Below are 18,466 nucleotides of genomic sequence, written 5' to 3' on the forward strand. Positions count from 1 at the left end.
TGGGGATTCAGGCGAGAGATTGCCAGCACGTTTGTCGGAATTCGAGCGTTGCTTCGCGCAGGCTTCATGCGAACCGGAACGACCGCTACGATCGGTCGCCCTGGCTTTGGCAGCTGCCGTTATTGCGCGGCTTGCTGATACTTCTGGCGATACTTGTCATTGAGCATCGTTTGCTTGTTGGTCAGATCGACCGGCTTTCCAGCGATCCAAGCCGACTCGATTTGCGTCGGAGCTTCCAGAGGATCTCCATCGCAGATAAATAGCGTGGCGTCTTTTCCAGCTTCCAAGCTGCCGACACGATAGGCAACGCCCAGAATTTCGGCAGGCGAAAGGGTGATGGCCCGCATCGCATCGTCGCGGCTTAAACCAAACGCGGCCGCGGTCGCAGCATGGTATGGCAAATTGCGAACGTTCCAGGAATTGGATCGCTCGTAGCCAGAGATACAAAAGCGAACCCCCGCATCCTGCAAACGTTTGGCCAACGTATAGGCGGTGTCGTATGGTTCATCCCGGCGACGCGGCTCGCGATGGATGGCGGAGATGATCACAGGAACGTCGTACTTCTTGAGCAGTTCGCGACACTCGACGGCATCGTAGCCACCCAGGATGATCAGCTTCAACTGCTGATCGTTGGCAAACGCCACGGCTCGGTTGATTTCGCTGGAGCGGTTCGCCGAAATAATCATCGGCTGTTCGCCGCTTACCAGTTTGGCTAGCGAATCGAGACGCACGTCCTGCCGCACCGCGACTTTTTCTTCTTTCGCTTTGACATATTGTCGTGCCTCGTCGAACAATGCTTCCAAATGCTCGGCATCGTGGGCGTCGTGCAGCGCAACAATCATCGCCGCTTCGGGAAGCAGCGTCATGTCTTCGTACGTCCAACCATCAAGCTGCATTACCGCACTTTGTCCGGAGATCAAACCGCCGGTCGGAGCAGTCATGTTCAGCAGCACGCCATTGGAGCGAGTCACCGGAATGGTTTCGCCATCGGGATCGACGCTGACGTGGGCCCGAACGTTTGGGTTCAACGAGCCTGACTCGCGGTAATCATTACTGGCACGCACCGAAGAAATTTCGGTCAAACCGACACGCGAGTAAGGCTCGAACATGCCAGGGTAGACATGCTTTCCTTTACCGTCGATCTTTTGGGTGTTCTTCGGAAGCTTGACATCGGTGCCGACTGCGGTGATCTTGCCGTCTGCGAACAGAAGTGTCCCCTTCTCAACCACAGGGCCGGAGATGGGATGGATGGTCGCGTTGACGATTGCGACAGGGGTTTTGGGCATGGCGCCAGGGATTTGATCGGAGGCGATCGTCACCGAGGCGGAAGCCGTCACAGCGACGAAAACGAAAGTTTTGAGTAGCTTTTGCATGGTAATGCCTATCAACTTTTTAAGAGAAACACGAACGAAGGGAAGCGAGCCGATATTGCCGAGGCAGCGTTAATGCTCGTGTCCATGATCGTGGTCGTGTTCTCCGTGTGAGCCACAGAATTCGTCATGGCGTGGCCACAACTGCGATCCATCTTCCAGCGTTTCCCCTTCGGCCGTCATGGGGGCACGCGTGTCGAGAATCTTTTGGATCAATGTGTTCTTCATGTTGGCGAACTTGTCGCGAAGTGTCTGCTCTTCGCTGCGATCGAAGTACTTGCGACCATCGATCCAGGTTTGTTCGCAGACGGCGAAATTCGACAGCGGCGGCGCCGACCAAATGGCGATGTCGGCATGCTTGCCAGGTTCGAGCGAGCCGACCTGCTTATCAATCCGAAGCTGAATGGCTGGATTCAGCGTGACAAACTTCAACGCTTCTTCGGGCGGCACGTTTCCATATTTGACCGCTTTGGCGGCTTCCTGGTTCATATGTCGGCCCAGTTCGCCGTCGTCGGAGTTGAACGAAACGTTGATCCCTTGCTCGTACATGATCGCCCCGTTGTACGGAATGGCGTCTTGAACTTCGACTTTGTACGCCCACCAATCGGAAAACGTCGACGCGGTCGCGCCATGCTTCTGCATCGCATCGGCCACTTTGTAGCCTTCGAGAATATGCTGCAACGAACCGATGGTGATGCCATGTTCTTCGAGGACTCGCAACAGGGCGAGGATTTCGTCCTGACGATAACTGTGACAGTGAATCCAACGCTTGCGATTAAGGATTTCGACGACAGCGTCCAACTCGAGGTCGCGTCGCGGGGGCAAACCGGTTTGGTTCTTGGCGTAACGCTGATGAGCGGCCTGATAGTCGAGGGCTTCACGGAATTCGTCCTGGAAGACTTGCTCGACCCCCATTCGCGTTTGGGGATAACGCGTGGTGTAGTTATCGCCCCAGTTGCTTTGCTTGACGTTTTCGCCCAGGGCAAACTTGATGCCTAGCGGAGCACCGCGGAACTTGAGATCGTCGTAACTACCACCCCAGCGGAGTTTGATGACCTGATTCTGCCCTCCGATTGGATTGGCCGAACCATGCAAGATGTTGGCCGTTGTCAGCCCACCGGCAAGCTGCCAGTAAATGCTGATGTCGTTGGCGTCGATGAAGTCTTGAATGCGGACTTCAGCGGTGATCGCCTGACCGCTTTCGTTGATTCCGCCATCGGTGGCCATATGCGAGTGGCAATCGATCAGACCCGGGGTGATGTGTTTCCCCTTCACGTCGACCACGACGGCATCCTGGGGAACTTTGATCCCTTTGCCCACTTTCACGATCTTGCCCTCGCGAACGAGTAGCGTCCCGTTCTCGATTTTGCCTTCAGGACCGCACGTCCAGATGGTTGCCCCGGTGAAAGCGACCAGCGCCGGCTGCTCGACCGGTTTTTCTCGGCCATAAGCGCCCAGCGGGTAATTGACGGGGAAGCTGGCCATTTGGGTTCGCTTTTTGGCGTCTTCCTGTTTCTTGTCTTCGTCTTTCTTGTCTGTCTCTTTCGCTTCATCCTTGTCGTCGGACTCTGACTTTTTGTCCTCTTCTTCTTTGTCCTTATCCATGCCGGATGGTGTCATGACGACGGTCGAGACCGTTCCGTCGGGCCAGCGCAATGTTCCTTGGCGTTGCTCGACATCCTTCTGGAAGAGAACCGCCAGCGTGGCAACTCCTTTGCTACCGAAGCTGTCAGCGATGAACTGCCCGGTGAGTTGGCCCTCTTCGTGCTTGAGCGACTTGAGTTCGACTTTGTCTTTGAATTTCGGTGTCGTTTCTGCTGGGCGAACGGTTCCTTTCAGGTTCTTGTCGCCGGTGACGTTCATCAGCAGAACGGCATCCGCTTTCTCTGGCTGACCTTGAATGGCAAGCTTCCAGTCGCCGGCCAAGCCTTCAGGCTTCTCTTCTTCATGTTCGTAGCGATCGCCATGAACCCAGGTCTCGACCACTTCCGACTTTTCCTCGAACAATGGTTTCGACATCACGACAAAGCTGGCCAATTTGCCGGTTTCCAGCGAACCAAGCTGCTTGTCGATGCCGAGCCGTTTTGCCGGCACGGTCGTCATCGCGGCCAACGCGTCGGTTTCACTCAGTCCGCGCTCCACGGCAAGTCGCAGGTTCTTCAGGAACAGGGAAGGGGATTCCAGTCGGTGTGTCGTCAGCAGAATTTCGACCTTCTTGTCGATCAATCGTGCCAGATTCTCCGGAGCGTGATCCCAATGCATCAGCGATTGAAGCGTGGCATTGTCGGCCGCTTCCGGCGTCGCGACGTTTGGCGCTTTGGCAAAGTTCAGAGGAATGATCATCGTCCGCTTCGTCTGCGCGACTTTGTCGAGCTGACGATACTCGCGACCGCTACCGATAACAATCAAATCGAGCTCGAACTCGTTGGCGAAGTCATCCGCACGAAGCAGGAACTGATCGTTGGCCGTTTCCAACATGACCGGCAACTTCGCTTGCACGTAGGGCGCCATCGCGGCGAGTGTGACATTGCTTTCTGGTAGCTCCAGCTTCGGATTTTTAGCGGAAGCTTGATGGGCATCGCGATACCACTGCGCGTCATAAAACGCCTGGCGAGCCAACGCGACCGCTCCCATCGGCGAGTTCGGGTAATTGCCCCGACCCCGGCGGCGTTCCAAGGTCAGTTCGCCGGTCAACGCACACGCATCCCGCAGCAGGCGATCGCTCGGGCGGCCATCGCTTAGCGAATAGATCGCCGCTTGGCCACGGATGATACCGCCTTGCGGGGCAATCAGGCGAGCGACGAATCCTTGCTTGCGAAGATCGCCAGCGGCAAGATTGCTGGAGGTAACTGCCGAGCTGACGAGAAAGTCAGACCGAACGTTGGCGTTCCAGTAAGCCGTCGGCGGACGATTGTCTGACTCGTCGAACGAGGCTTCGCCGTAACTGTCGATGAAACCGGGGTAGATAAACTTCCCCTCCAAATCGATGACTTGGGCGTCGGCCGGAATCTCGACTTTCGGTCCAATCGCTTCGATCTTGCTGTCGCGAACCAAAATGGTTGCGGCCTGAGGTTTTTCCCCTGGCTTGGTAATCACGTTGCCGCCGGTCAATGCGAAGACTTTCAGCGGATTGCGATGCAACCCTTCCTCGTGACGCGACGAGGGCTGGAAGTCTTGAGCGAGCGAGGTGAGACAAAAAGTGGCAAGCAGAACGGCGGAAAGAGCAAACAAACGCTTCATCAACACATCTCAAGCAGGAAATTTCGCGGCGAGCTGAATACGCGACGGGAACAATCCGAGGATAGTCCACTACCAAGATAGTCCGAATTCTTACGTCGCTAATTATCATTATGCGCGAATTCTCACATTTTTTGAGCAGGCCTTTCGCGGATTCTGCTGACAACCGCGGTCGATTTGAGAGTCATCGCATCGCTTCTGAGCCCCCTTTTCACATACTTTTTATGTCAGGTTCTGAAACTGCCACCGTTATATCGATTGGATAGAGCTTCGCCGTCGCGATTCGTTGGAAGAAATTAGGGCGACGAAACGTCCCTTGAGAAACGTAAATCGAGAATTCGACTGGACTTCGGCCGAATTCAATGAAACGATGGAAGCAGTTCGTGCCATCTATTGATAGGCAGCGGGCTCTTTTCACCCTCCAGGGACTCCTGCCGACGTCCTGTCCTTATCCAACACGCCTTTCCGGTCAGATCATTCGGGATGAAGATTTGTCTTGCCCCCATTTCGCGCTCTTGCCTTCTTAGCGGAATTTTCCTTGCGCTGATCGCCGCCTACCCAGTGCTGGGCGCGGAAACCGATGCCCGACCGGAAAGCACCGCTTCCTTTGAGAGCAAGATTCGTCCTTTTCTGAAGACTCACTGCTACGACTGCCACGGAGCGGAAACGCAAGAGGCCGACTTGCGGCTCGATACGCTGACGCTTGATTTCACCAAGGCGACGACCGCGAGCACGTGGATAGAAGTGATGGACAAGATGAACCTGGGCGAGATGCCGCCGGAAGGTTCTACTACGCCGCACGCCCACGAGGTGGTAAACGTCACCGATTGGATTGCCGGTCAACTGCGACATGCCGAACGAAGCAGCCTCGGCAATCAGGGACGTGTGATCTTGCGTCGCATGAACCGTGCGGAATACACCAACACGGTCCGCGATCTCTTGCACCTCAAGTTCCTGCCTGGCGAAAGCCCTGAAAACACATTGCCGCCGGACGGAACGGCCGAAGGGTTCGACAAAGTTTCGCTCGCGCTGATGCTCGATCCTTCGTTGCTGGACAAGTATTTCGAGGTCGCTCAGCAAATAGCGGACATGGCGATTGTGGATGGCCCGCCACCATTTCCTACCGAAACGATGCGGCTGGAAATGGAGGACATCGCCGAGAACCGCGCGATCGATTACCTTTGCGCAACGCCTGGTATCGAATGCGAAGAGAAAGCAATCGTCCTAATGCAAGGATCGACACGCTCGTTTGGCGTCATGAAATACCCCGGTACCCGCGACGAAATTCCGGTCAAAGGAATGTATCGCATTCGTGTTCGCGCCTGGGGCGTTCGCGGCGCCGACGGCGATCCGGTCATCATGCGTGTTCGGCAAGGACACCCCAGCGACGATCAACAACTGCTTCTCGAAACGGAAGTAACGGACTCGCCCAAGGTTTACGAAATTGTTGTCCCGCGTGATCCCAAGTGTGGCGAGTACAACGTTTCAATTGTTAATCAAACTGGTTTTCAGATCACCAGCCACATCGGCAATGACATTCGCCGCGAGCAAGAGAAAGCTGGCCAGGCCAAAGACTACGAGCGTGTCATGCGTCTCCAGTCGCGGCAGCAAATGGAAAACCTGACGTGGGGTAAACCGAATCCCGAAGCAGCCGATACGACAAAACTTCGCAAACTGGTCGTCGATTGGCTGGAGTGCGAAGGCCCTCTCTACGATCAATGGCCTCCCAAAAGCCACGAGTCTCTTTTCGTTCGTGGCAGCGACGCAGCGGAAGACACGGCCTACTTGCGCGAGATCTTCCAGCAGTTCTTGCCCCGTGCGTTTCGTCGCCCAGTGACGACGGATGAAGTCGACAAAGTGGTAACGCTTTGCCAGGCCGAGCTTGCCGCCGGCGAAAACTTTAACGATGCCGTACGGACCGGGCTGATCTCGGTGCTTTGTTCGCCCAAGTTTTTGTACATTGTCGAGCCTGCTTCCGCGGAAGATCGACGTCCGCTAAACGACTGGGAATTGGCCTCGCGGTTGAGCTATTTCCTCTGGTCGAGCATGCCGGACGAAACGCTGTTCGACTTAGCCGAGTCAGGAAAGCTTCGCGATCCGTCGATCTTAGCTGCCCAGGTCGATCGCATGCTGGCCGACGAAAAGAGCGAAGGCTTTGTCCAAGGATTTGGGGGGCAGTGGCTAAAAACCGGGGAGTTCCGCAACTTCATGCCAGATGCTCGGCTCTATAAAAAGTATGACGATCAACTCGGCGAAGCGATGGTAGGCGAAGTGATTGCGTTCTTCCGCGAAGTGCTACGAACGGAGGAATCGACGCTGGCGTTTTTCGATGCCGACTGGACGATGGTCAACGAACGCTTAGCCAAGTTTTACGACTTGAACGGCATTGAAGGGGAAGCATTTCAACGGGTCACATTGCCTAAGGAATCACCCCGCGGAGGGCTGCTGGCAATGGCCGGTGTTGCGATGCGGGGATCGGACGGCAACCGCACTAAGCCGGTGAATCGCGGTGTTTACGTTCGCGAGGTGTTGTTCAACGATCCACCGAACCCACCGCCACCGAATGCTGGCGAAGTCGAGCCGAACATCGAAGGGGAAAAGCTGACCGTTCGTGATCGCTTGATTCAACACCAGCAAATCGCCTCGTGTGCGGCCTGCCATCGAACGATTGATTGCTACGGCTTGGCGCTGGAAAACTTCAACGTCATCGGTGAATGGCGAACCCAGCAAGATGGCGAAGACTTTCGCAACAAGGGTCCCGAGATTGATCCCTCAGGCACACTTCCCAACGGCGATTCGTTCGAGACGTTTGCTCAGTTCAAGCAATTGCTTCTGACGCAGAAGGATCGATTCGCACGCGGACTTTCCGAAAAGATGCTGACGTATGCCCTGGGTCGTCCTGTCGAACCAGCCGATCGTGGATTGATCGACCGACTCGCGCAGCAGATGGCTGAAAACAATTACACGCTACCAACGCTGATTCATGGCGTGGTACAAAGCGAAGCGTTCCTGCAAAAGTAAAACGAATTCCGGCAAGGATGAAGCTGATGTCCCAATCTAAAAAGCCTTGGATTTCCCGACGCACGTTTCTGCGTGGTACCGGCGTCGCGATGGCGTTGCCGTACTTGGAAGCGATGATGCCTTCCAGCGTGCTCGCGGCACCGTCGCCTGATGCCCCTGCGCGGATGGGGATGTTCTACTTCGGTACCGGGATGAACATGCGTCAGTTTTGGCCAGACCAAACAGGCCTTGACTACCAGGCGTCGCGCATCTTGAAACCGCTGGATAAACACCGTGGACGCTTCACCGCGATCAATGGAACGTATCTCTCCGACGGGGGTGGTCACGACGGTGCCTATCCGTTCAGCACGTCGATCGCCAAAGGAGAACGACAACAGCAAAGCCCTGATCAAATCGCCGCGAACACGATAAGTTCGGACACGCGTTTCTCGTCGCTTCAGCTTTCGGTCGATCGTGGAACCAACTACGGTAGTCAGGCCCTCGCGACAATTTCCTGGAACGAACAAGGGGTCCCCCTAGCCGCCGAGAACGACCCGAAAGTGCTTTTCGATCGGCTATTCCGCCCTGACACGGCAGAGCAAAAAGCGGACGAAAAGAACGAATTTCGCCGTCGACGATCGATTCTGGATCTCGTTCGAGACGACGCCAAGCAGCTTTCCAACAAGCTCGGTCAGGCCGACCGCCAACAATTGGAGCAGTACTATACTTCGGTTCGTGAACTTGAGAAGTCACTCGCACGACGCGTCGAATGGGCCGACACCCCCAAGCCGGCCATCGAGACAGACGATCTGCACGGCACCTACGAAAAGAAGATGGCCGGCCCGGAAGGGAACGGCGACTACTTGTACGACGACTACGCCAAACTGATGTACGACTTGATTGCATTGGCTTTTCAAACCGATTCGACCAGGGTCATTTCGTACGTCGTCCGCAAAGAACTGGCTGGAGGCGTTTATCCTGAGTTCAATGTTTCCAAGGGATACCACGCCCTGTCGCACCATGGAAACGACCCGCAAAGCCTGGAAGAGCTCGCACGCGTCGATACGATTTATATGGACCACTGGTCCTACTTCCTCGATCGACTGCAATCGACTCCCGAAGGAGACGGTACGCTGTTAGATCGGACGATTCTTGGGCTTTCCAGTGGCATGGGCTTCGAGCATAGTAAAGACAACCTGCCCACGATCGTCAGCGGCGGACTTGGCCTGGGCGTTAAGCATCATGGGCATTTAAAGCTGGAAAGCAGCGTTCCGCTCGCTTCGATTTGGCAAACGATGCTCGACCGTGTTGGTGTTCCAGTGGAAGGAACGTTCCAAGATAGCGATGGCATTTTGCAGCCAATGGTGGGTTAAATGCGAGTTGCGATCACAACGCTACTTCTAATTAGTTGGGCAACTTCCATCGTCGTCGCCCAAGCGCCCAACAGCACGACAAATTCGATCGGCATGCCCGTCGTGAAGCTGACTGCCGGCGAGTTCGAGATGGGCATGCTCGACGAGCATCGTTTAAAGCTCGAGCATAAACAGAGTGCTTACCAGCGCGAGATCCACGACTACGTCGAGAAGCCAGCGTTTCCGGTGAAACTGTCTCATGACTTTTTCATTGGCACTACTGAAGTCACCGTCGGTCAGTTTCGTGCGTTCGCCGAAGCGACCGGCTATAAGACCGACGCCGAGAAAGCTGGCCAGGCATCGATCTTTCAGCCCGATGCCGAGGAGCGACTCGATCGATTCGCGCTGGTGAAAGATGCGTCGTGGCGTGAACCAGGCTTCTCTCAGACCGACGACCACCCCGTGACATGCATCTCATGGCACGATGCGAATGCATTCTGCCAGTGGCTCAGCCAAAAAGAAGGGGCCACTTATCGCCTTCCGACCGAAGCGGAATGGGAATACGCCTGCCGCGCAGGGACACGCAGCTCTTATTTCAGTGGCGAACAACCTGACAGCGTTTATGCGGTAGGAAACGTCGCCGATGCTTCTCTGCATGCGATTCACCCAGACGATGTCATCCGACAACGAACAGCTGCCCTCGACGAGAAAGATGGCGATGGATATGCGTTCACAGCGCCGGTCGGCCAATTCCGTGCGAACGATTGGGGACTGCACGATACGCATGGCAATGTCTGGGAGTGGTGCCACGATAAGTACTCGGATCGGTATTACGACGACATGCTGGCCGAAGCACGCAAACAGGGCTCACGAAATCAACCAAAACCGATTGTCGATCCTCAAGGACCAGACGATACGCCCAAGCACGATCATGGCAATTGGCGTTCTTTGCGGGGAGGGTCCTGGTACGTCGCACCGCTTCAATGTCGGTCGTCTGTCCGCGCTTTCGCTGAAGCCCATGACGCGTTCAGCTACATCGGTTTTCGCGTCGTTCGAGAAGTAAAATAATCTTCGATCAACGGCTCTCTTTTCTGCCTATTTCGCGCACATCTTCTTCGTTTTGTGCGTCGCGCCATCGTCCCAAATGAACGGTATATCTAGTAGCAGACGCCTGCTATGCCGCATATAAGCCCGGCTACCACATTGCTGTACTCGCTGCAATAACCGCGACAAGATTTTATTTACACAAAATACCTTTAGTTTTTGTTGACGCGAGTACACAAAATCTTGAAACTACTCATCACCATCACTTGATGGCTATTCGATACCCCCCATCAACAGCTCAGGCGGATTCCTAATGGACTTGCTCAAGAATCTCAAGAAACGACTGCGCGCTCGCAACCAAAAAGCCACCTCGATGATCTCCCGTCGCGGGAAATCTTCGGCTCGCTCTTCATATCGCCCCAGTAACGAACAACTCGAAAGCCGCCAAATGCTGACGGCTGTCAGCGGCTTTGTCTTTGATGACGTCAATTTGAACGGTGTCTTTGACAGCGGCGAAAATGGCATCGAAAGCGTCACCGTTTATTTGGACACCAACAACAACCAAAACTATGACTTTGGCGAAACGGTCACGGTCACTGACTCTAACGGAGCGTATCAATTCGACGAACTGGGAGCGGGAAACATCACCGTTCGACAATTGGTCCCCAAGGGTTATTCGCAAACTTCGCCAAGCACGACAGAGTCGCGTTTGTTTGCAACGACCTATTTTGGCACCCCACGGGTTGATGAACTTGACCCTAGCACCGGCGACGTCCTCAACTCGTTTCCACTTCCCACAACGTCGGCCAACTACGCCTTCCAAGGCCTGGCGTTCGATGGAAGCTCTTTGTTCTTCTACGAAAACAACGGCAAGACACTCTTCGAGCTAGATCCCGATACCGGATCGGTAATCAATTCGACGAACCTCGCATCGCAGTTTGCCAATCGGAATATCGGTGGACTTGCGGCATCCGGTGGAAACGTCTACTTCCTGGATTCGACCACAACGACAACAGCGCCAAGCATCGTGGTGTTCGATGCGGCAACTCAGCAGCAAACGGCGGCCTACTCCTACAGCGGTTTGCCGGTGGAACGCGGCCTGGCTGTCTACGCCAACGAAAACCTACTGGTCCTGACGACCTCGCAAAATCAGTTTGTGTTCATTGATGCCTCGACAGGCCAAGTCGTTGAAACCACGCCATTTACGCCTTCCGAGAACACAAACCCCGTTAGTGGATTGGCGGTCGTCGATGGCGAGATTCATATGACCGTCGGTACGCGAACGACCGATGTTTTTGCCAGGGATGGTAGCTTCATCCGTAGCTACCTAGGTCCCGTTGAATCTGGGGCGATGGCAGGCGGTACGGCATCGGACGGCGGCTATCACCTTTTCATTGACGGAATCAACGATGTCGATGGTTTGAACTTCGGCAACCGATCGGACGGAGCGGCGATTCAAGGAGTCAAGTTCAAAGACTGGAACGGTAACGGCGTGCAAGATGCTGGAGAAGATGGCCTTGCCGGCGTGACGATTTATCTCGACCAGAACCAAAACGGGCAACTCGACGCAGGGGAAGTTTCCACGGTCACCAGTTTTGACGGTTCGTACGCGTTCACCGGTCTTGAAGCAGGGGCTTACACGGTTCGCGAGGTTCCTGTCGCCGGGTACCAATCTACCACGCAAGGAAACGATCCCGGGACATTCTACGGCGCGTCCTACATCATCAACGGTGGCGGCCAGATGACGTACACCGAAGTCGATGGTTTGACCGGAGAAGTCAATCGCATCGGCTCGCCGCTAACGGCCCGACTGCATGGCTTGGTCCGCACAACCAGTGGTGAAGTCTTTGGCCTAAATGGGTGGAACCCGGATCGCATCTACCAAGTTGATCCCTCGAACGGCCAACTGACGCTTATCGGCAACACGGGTGTCGAAATGGTCTTTGGTTTGGCGTACGACGCTGAAACCGATACTCTTTACGGCCTTGGCCAGCTGAATGCCGGTGATCCCAACAAGTACCTATTGGAAATCGATCGTACGACCGGCGCGGTAACCCCTATCGGACCTGGTCGCGCTGGCCTGAACGCCGTTGCTGCTTTGACGTTTAACCCGATCACACGTCAGGTAATTGCCCTGGACAACAGCGACACCGAGTTCGTCGCATTCGATTTGGATGGCAACGCGACGCAAATTTCAGATGTATCTGGATTTGGTACTTGGGGACTAACGTATACATCCCACGGATATATCTTTAGTGGTATTGGATCTACATCGGACCCTAATGATATTGATGCTCGGGACGCGTTCTACCGCGTCGATCCGTTGACCGGACAATACACGCTCGCTCTTGAGCTTTCCGATGGTGGTTCGTACGAATCGCTTTATTGGGACAACGACCCAAGCCAGTACCGTTTTCAGTTGAGCACAAACCAACATGTTGCCAATGTTGACTTCGCCAATCAACCAGAAAAGTCGGAAATCAGCGGGATTAAGTTCGTTGATCTTGATGGCGACGGTGTTCGCGATGAAGATGAAGCTCCGCAAGCAGGCGTTACGATTTACCTTGACGCGAACAATAACGGCGAACTAGATGCAGGCGAAGTCTCGACCGTAACTGCCGAGGATGGATCTTATGCGTTTTCTGGTTTGGATGCAGGCATTTACACCGTTCGCGAAGTATTGCCAACCGGTTATCGATCGACGACGCAAGGAAATGATCCTGGCACCTTCTTCGGAGCGTCCTACGTCATCGATTCCGGCGGGCAAATGACGTTCACCGAGGTCGACGCTTTGACCGGTGAAGTGACTCGAATTGGCTCGCCACTGACAGCTCGGCTACATGGCTTGATCCGCACAAATTCAGGCGAATATTACGGCCTGAATGGTTTCAATCCGGATGCGATCTATCAGCTTGATCCAACCGACGGCACGCTGACGTTGGTCGGCTACACCGGAATGGATATGGTTTGGGGACTGACCTACGATGCCGCTACCGATACGATCTACGGTCTCGGCCAGATTAATGGCGATACGGTCAACGATTACCTGCTGGAGATCGATCGAACCAACGGCACGGCAACGCCGATTGGGCCTGGTCGATCCAATATGGCAGGTGTAAGCGATCTGACGTTCGATCCCAACACGCGTCAGGTGATCGTCTTCGAGAACAACAACGACCGTTTTTACGCATTCAACCTGGATGGAACGTCGAATCTGATTTCTGATCTATCAGACATTCACACTTGGGGTGTCACGTACACAGCGACGGGATACTTCTTTAGTGGTGTCGGCACAACCGCGGATCCTGGGGATGTTGATCCGCGCGAGGCGTTGTACGTCATCGATCCTGTCACCGGCGATCGATCGCAAGCTCTTGTTCTTTCGGATGGTGGTTCCTTTGAAACGCTCGATTGGATGAACGATCCGAGCCAATATCGCTTCGTCGTTGGTGCAGAAGCTGAGAGTTATGCCAACATCGATTTCGCCAATAAACCGTTGGGAGCAGAAATTCGCGGAACCAAGTTTGAGGACCTCGACGGCGATGGTATCCGCGATACTGATGAGGTCGGACTGGCCGGGGTCACCATCTACCTTGATGCCAATGGAAATCAGGTGCTCGACGCCGACGAAATTTCGACGGTGACCGACGCCAATGGCGACTATGCGTTTAACGATTTGCCTGGGGGGACCTACTTCGTTCGTGAAGTTGTCTCGCCTGGATATGTTCAAACGCATCCGAGTACCGAATCGTTTTACTATGCCATTTCTCGCAGTGGAGAACTGAGAAAGATCGACGCTGCGACCGGTCAAGTCACGGTCATTGGCTCCCATAACGCCGGGCGAAATCTGAATGGCATGATTCGTACGAATGATGGCGAACTGTTTGCGATCTCGGGCGTTGGAACCGACGATTCATTTTACAGCATCGATCCATTGACCGGTCAGGCCACTCTCATCGGTCAAGCGGGAACAGGCCTCGCCTTTGGCTTGGCATACGACTCGACGAACGATCAGATCTATGGCATCTCTGGCGGCCTGGTCACGTTTGATCGTACGACTGGGGAAGCAACAAGGATTTCTGCTCCCGGCACATTTGTCCCCTCCGGCGTTTCTGGCATCGCCTTCGATAACGTCCAGAATCGCGTGCTTGCCTATAGCTTCCACACCGGTGAAATCTGGGCCTACGATATCAGCGACGGAACGGCAAGCTTCGTCGTAGATACGGCGGCCAGCATGGGTGTGAATGCCGGTTTTGTCGACGGACAATTCGTCATCAAACGCGACTTCAACGGTAGCAACAACCAGATCCTGGCGGTGGATCTTACAACCGGGGGATTGTCTAACTACTTGACCACATCAGAAGGATTCATTGCAGAATCGCTTGAATTCGTGGACGGAGTCGGTGGACACTACGTGACCGTTGCCAACGGCGAAACTTACGCTGGCTACAACTTTGGCAATCAACCTAACTTTGGCAGCCTAAGCGGTACGAAGTTCGAGGACCTGAATGGCGATGGCGTCTGGGATACCGGCGAACCGCCGATGGCAGGTGTCACCATTTACATTGATGCCAACGGCAACCGAACGCTGGACGATGGCGAGCTGTCCACGGTCACTGACGAGAACGGCGAGTATCTCTTCGACGATCTGCCAGCAGGGAATTACATTGTCCGAGAAGTTGTTCCGGAAGGTTATGTTCAGACGCAGCCGCAGTCGGATGAGTTTTATTACGCCATCAACCGGGGCCCACGTGAGTTGTTGCGGATCGACGCTTCGACTGGCGAAGTAACGACGATCGGCTCGACGAACCTTACGCGTGGTTTGAACGGAATGGTGGCAACCAACTCTGGCGAACTGTATGCCATTTCCGGCGAACAGGGCTCGAGCGATTTCTATCGCCTCGATCCGCTGACCGGCAATGCGACCTACATCGGTCCTGCTGGGCTGAGCTTGGCGTATGGACTGACCTACGATGCCGCTACCGATACGATCTATGGTATCGGCGGTGGTGGCCTGGTCACATTCGACCGCACGACCGGACTGGCAACTCGTGTTTCCAACGATAGCACTGAGAATCCGCCTGGTATTTCAGGAATTGCTTTCGATGATGTCGAAAATCGTGTGCTGGCTTACTCCTTTTCCCGCCGGCAGATTTACGCTTTCGACATTGTCACGGGACAAAGTCAGTTTCTGACCAACACGCCCGCGATTAGTGTCGTCAACGCGGACTTTGCCAATGGCAAGTTTCTCGTCAAACAAGACTTTGCCGGTCCGAATAACCAGATTTTTTCTGTCGACTTACAAACCGGTCAGTTAACACCAGAACTCACGCTTTCGCGCGGTTTCACGGCCGAGTCGCTTGATTTCGTTGAATCGCAAGACGGAAACTTTGTGACAGTTCTGCCAGACGAAATCACAACAGATGTCAACTTCGGCAACGTACGTGTCGATGCAGCTCCACGGATTCAGAACCTCAGCCTTCCTTCGGAGATTAACGAAGGAGACATCGTCAGCCTGACCGGCGATGTGGTTGATACCGGCGTACTCAATGCGTTTACGCTGACAGTCGACTGGGGTGATGGTTCACGGCTGCAAACTTACAGTTTCGCCGCTGGAACGACTTCGTTCAGCATCGATCATCGCTATGCGGATGACTCTCCGAGCGGAACTTCCAGCGATACGTATACCCCTTCGATCACGCTTCGAGATGATCTTGGGGCGGAATACACGATTGCTGGCGGGGCCGACGAAGAATTGATCGTTAACGGTGGTTTTGAAACAGGTGACTTCACCGGTTGGACCATCCAACAGCCCTCAGGAAGTGGTTGGGTGATCAACGACGGGTCGTTTGTACCGCCGGGGCCTGGCAACGCAACCGATCCTATCGCCGGTAGTTATGACGCCGTCGTCACTCAAAGCGGTGGCGGAACGCGTATGATCTCCGAGGCATTCACCGTCCCCGCTGATTTCGTCGCGGCTGAATTGAATTGGCAGGATCGCATTCGGAACCATCATTCTTCATTCGTAGACGGTGCCCAAGAGTTCCGCGTTGAGTTGGTGGATTCGTCTGGCAACGTCCTACATGAAATCTTTGCGACGCAGCCCGGCGATCCAACCCAACAAGTTTCGCCCAACTTGCGTTCCTTCGATCTCACTTCCATCTTACAGCCACTCGCGGGACAACAAGTTGCGATTCGTTTTGTTGAACAAGATCAATTCTTCTTCTTCAACATCAACTTGGACGAAGTCAGCCTGAAGATCTATCGGGACCTTGAAATTCAAGTGAACAACGTCGCCCCTACGGTGGTGAACTTGAATGCTCCTGTCATCGATGAAAACGGTTTCGCCACGGTTACCGGCACCGTCGAGGATGTCGGATCGCTCGACACGCATTCGGTTCTCGTCGAATGGGGAGATGGCACTAGTAGCAACGTATCGGTCAACCTGGGAACTCGGACGTTTACTGCCAGTCACCAATACCTTGATGACGACCCAACGGCTACGGCCAGTGATGTCTACAACATCACAGCGACAGCAACCGATGATGACGGCGGTGTGGCTTCGGCAAGCACGTCGGTAACGGTTATGAATATCGCCCCGACGGTTGTTAATTTGAATGCCCCGGTCATCAACGAAAACGGAACCGCCACCATCACGGGCACCGTGGACGACGTTGGCTCCCTGGATACCCACTCGGTCGTTGTCCAGTGGGGCGATGGTTCCAGCAGTACGGTCGCTGTTGATCCGGTGACGCGTACCTTCTCCGCTGACCATCAGTACCTCGACGATGATCCGACAGCTACGGCAAGCGATAGCTACGCGATCACCGTAACCGCCACCGACGACGATGGCGGAGTTGGTTCGGCGAGCACAACCGTGACGGTGCTGAACGTCGCACCAACGGTCGTTGGCCTAAACGCTCCAGTGATCGACGAAAACGGAATCGCGACGATCACTGGTTCGGTTGAGGATGTGGGTACGCTCGACACTCACACCGTCGAGATTCAATGGGGTGACGGTTCCAGCAGCACGGTCGCTGTTGATCCAGTAACACGAACGTTTACCGCTGACCATCAGTACCTGGATGACGATCCTACCGCTACGGCAAGCGATAGTTACGCGATCACCGTAACCGCCACCGACGACGATGGCGGAGTTGGTTCGGCGAGCACAACCGTGACGGTGCTGAACGTCGCACCAACGGTCGTTGGGCTGAACGCTCCAGTGATCGACGAAAACGGAATCGCGACGATCACTGGTTCGGTTGAGGATGTGGGCACGCTCGACACTCACACTGTCGAAATTCAATGGGGTGACGGTTCCAGCAGCACGGTCGCTGTTGATCCGGTGACGCGTTCCTTCTCCGCGGAATACCAATACCTCGACGATGATCCGACAGCAACTTCGAGCGATATTTACTCGATCACAGTCACTGCCACTGACGATGATGGCGGGTCAGGCACCGCGGACACGTCCGTCACGGTGAATAATGTCGCTCCAGAAATCACTTCGTTCTCGGCATCCAACTCCGTCGTCGCCGAAAGTTCGGTCGATGGGATTGTTTCCATCAGCGGAAGCTTCACGGATGTAGGAACGCTCGACAATCATGAAGTGCTTGTCGACTGGGGCGATGGCAGCGACCCCGAACCAGTCGCCTTCGATCCGATCAATCAGACGTTTGATGCCAGCCATCAGTACAGCCAAGGTGGTATCTTTACGGTCACCGTTTCCGTTACCGATGACGATGGCGGTGCGGTCAGCCAATCGACGCAAACCGCCGTCGAAGGAATCGGTCTTGTCGATGGCACGCTGTACATCATCGGCACCGACGGACGCGACTACGTGACGCTCTTTGCAACGTCGAGTAGTTCCCCCGAAAACGAAACGATCAGCGTCTTAGCGTCGCTAGGCAACTCTGGCTTCGGCTGGCCTCACCTCACCCTCGAAAGTTTCGCACGATCGGAAGTCAAAGGGGTCGTGACACTGCTTCGTGACGGCAACGACTACTACAACGGCGAAGCACTTCGCTGGTGGAATGACGTCTCGGTACCGCAGATTGTCTTCGGTGGCGATGGGAACGACTGGATTCTCGGTGGAAGTGCTGGGGATCTTCTCGTAGGTGGCCTCGGACGCGACAAGCTGTTTGGCAACGACGGAGTTGACATTCTCGTCGGCGGCGCTACCGAAGTTGAGAATGACCTTGCAGCTCTCGACAGTTTGTACGGCGATTGGGCCGACTTGCCTGCTGTGGTCGCGTTAGGAGAAATCACCGACGACGAAGTTCGTGACTTCCTTCGTGGTGAAGATGGCGAAGACGAACTGATCACCGGCGACCATGACTGGGCTCGCGACTAATCGCCGGTTCCCAAAATAAAGGCCTGGTTCCGAATCGATCGGGGCCAGGCCTTTCCTGTTTCTTGCTCAAGGTTTGTCGACGCCTCTGTTATGACACGTCAACATTC

At 54.9% G+C, this 18,466-nt stretch carries 6 protein-coding genes; 4 read left to right on the forward strand and 2 right to left on the reverse strand.

The window, feature by feature from the left end; translation table 11 throughout:
- Window positions 1-119: 119 nt before the first annotated feature.
- Complete coding sequence (locus LA756_RS04835; RefSeq protein ID WP_224438745.1) at window positions 120-1,373, reverse strand: amidohydrolase family protein; 1,254 nt, start codon at window positions 1,371-1,373, stop codon at window positions 120-122.
- Window positions 1,374-1,442: 69 nt separating this feature from the next.
- Window positions 1,443-4,610, reverse strand: coding sequence for an amidohydrolase family protein (locus LA756_RS04840; protein ID WP_224438746.1), 3,168 nt, complete (start codon window positions 4,608-4,610; stop codon window positions 1,443-1,445).
- Window positions 4,611-5,090: 480 nt separating this feature from the next.
- On the opposite strand from LA756_RS04840, the gene LA756_RS04845 reads away from it, so the two are divergent.
- From LA756_RS04845 to LA756_RS04860, 4 genes are all read left to right on the forward strand, one after another.
- Window positions 5,091-7,628, forward strand: coding sequence for a DUF1592 domain-containing protein (locus LA756_RS04845; RefSeq protein WP_224438747.1), 2,538 nt, complete (start codon window positions 5,091-5,093; stop codon window positions 7,626-7,628).
- 26 nt (window positions 7,629-7,654) lie between these two features.
- The gene (locus LA756_RS04850; RefSeq protein WP_224438748.1) at window positions 7,655-8,980 is read left to right on the forward strand and encodes a DUF1552 domain-containing protein; all 1,326 of its coding nucleotides are present in this window, start codon (window positions 7,655-7,657) and stop codon (window positions 8,978-8,980) included.
- Window positions 8,981-10,027 carry a formylglycine-generating enzyme family protein gene (locus LA756_RS04855; RefSeq protein ID WP_224438749.1) on the forward strand — a complete coding sequence of 349 codons (1,047 nt, stop codon included), beginning with the start codon at window positions 8,981-8,983 and terminating at the stop codon, window positions 10,025-10,027. It begins immediately after the preceding gene.
- 349 nt (window positions 10,028-10,376) lie between these two features.
- Window positions 10,377-18,359 (forward strand): SdrD B-like domain-containing protein, encoded by a 7,983-nt coding sequence (locus tag LA756_RS04860; RefSeq protein ID WP_224438750.1) that lies wholly within the window; start codon window positions 10,377-10,379, stop codon window positions 18,357-18,359.
- Window positions 18,360-18,466: the final 107 nt, after the last annotated feature.

It is taken from the genome of Bremerella sp. TYQ1 (assembly GCF_020150455.1).
Lineage (GTDB): Bacteria > Planctomycetota > Planctomycetia > Pirellulales > Pirellulaceae > Bremerella > Bremerella volcania_A.

Excerpts from the sequence above, each read along its gene's own strand:
- LA756_RS04855 (WP_224438749.1), top strand. The coding sequence starts at position 8,981 with ATGCGAGTTGCGATCACAACGCTACTTCTAATTAGTTGGGCAACTTCC.
- LA756_RS04860 (WP_224438750.1), top strand. The coding sequence starts at position 10,377 with ATGATCTCCCGTCGCGGGAAATCTTCGGCTCGCTCTTCATATCGCCCC.
- LA756_RS04850 (WP_224438748.1), top strand. The coding sequence starts at position 7,655 with ATGTCCCAATCTAAAAAGCCTTGGATTTCCCGACGCACGTTTCTGCGT.
- LA756_RS04845 (WP_224438747.1), top strand. The coding sequence starts at position 5,091 with ATGAAGATTTGTCTTGCCCCCATTTCGCGCTCTTGCCTTCTTAGCGGA.
- LA756_RS04840 (WP_224438746.1), bottom strand. The coding sequence starts at position 4,610 with ATGAAGCGTTTGTTTGCTCTTTCCGCCGTTCTGCTTGCCACTTTTTGT.
- LA756_RS04835 (WP_224438745.1), bottom strand. The coding sequence starts at position 1,373 with ATGCAAAAGCTACTCAAAACTTTCGTTTTCGTCGCTGTGACGGCTTCC.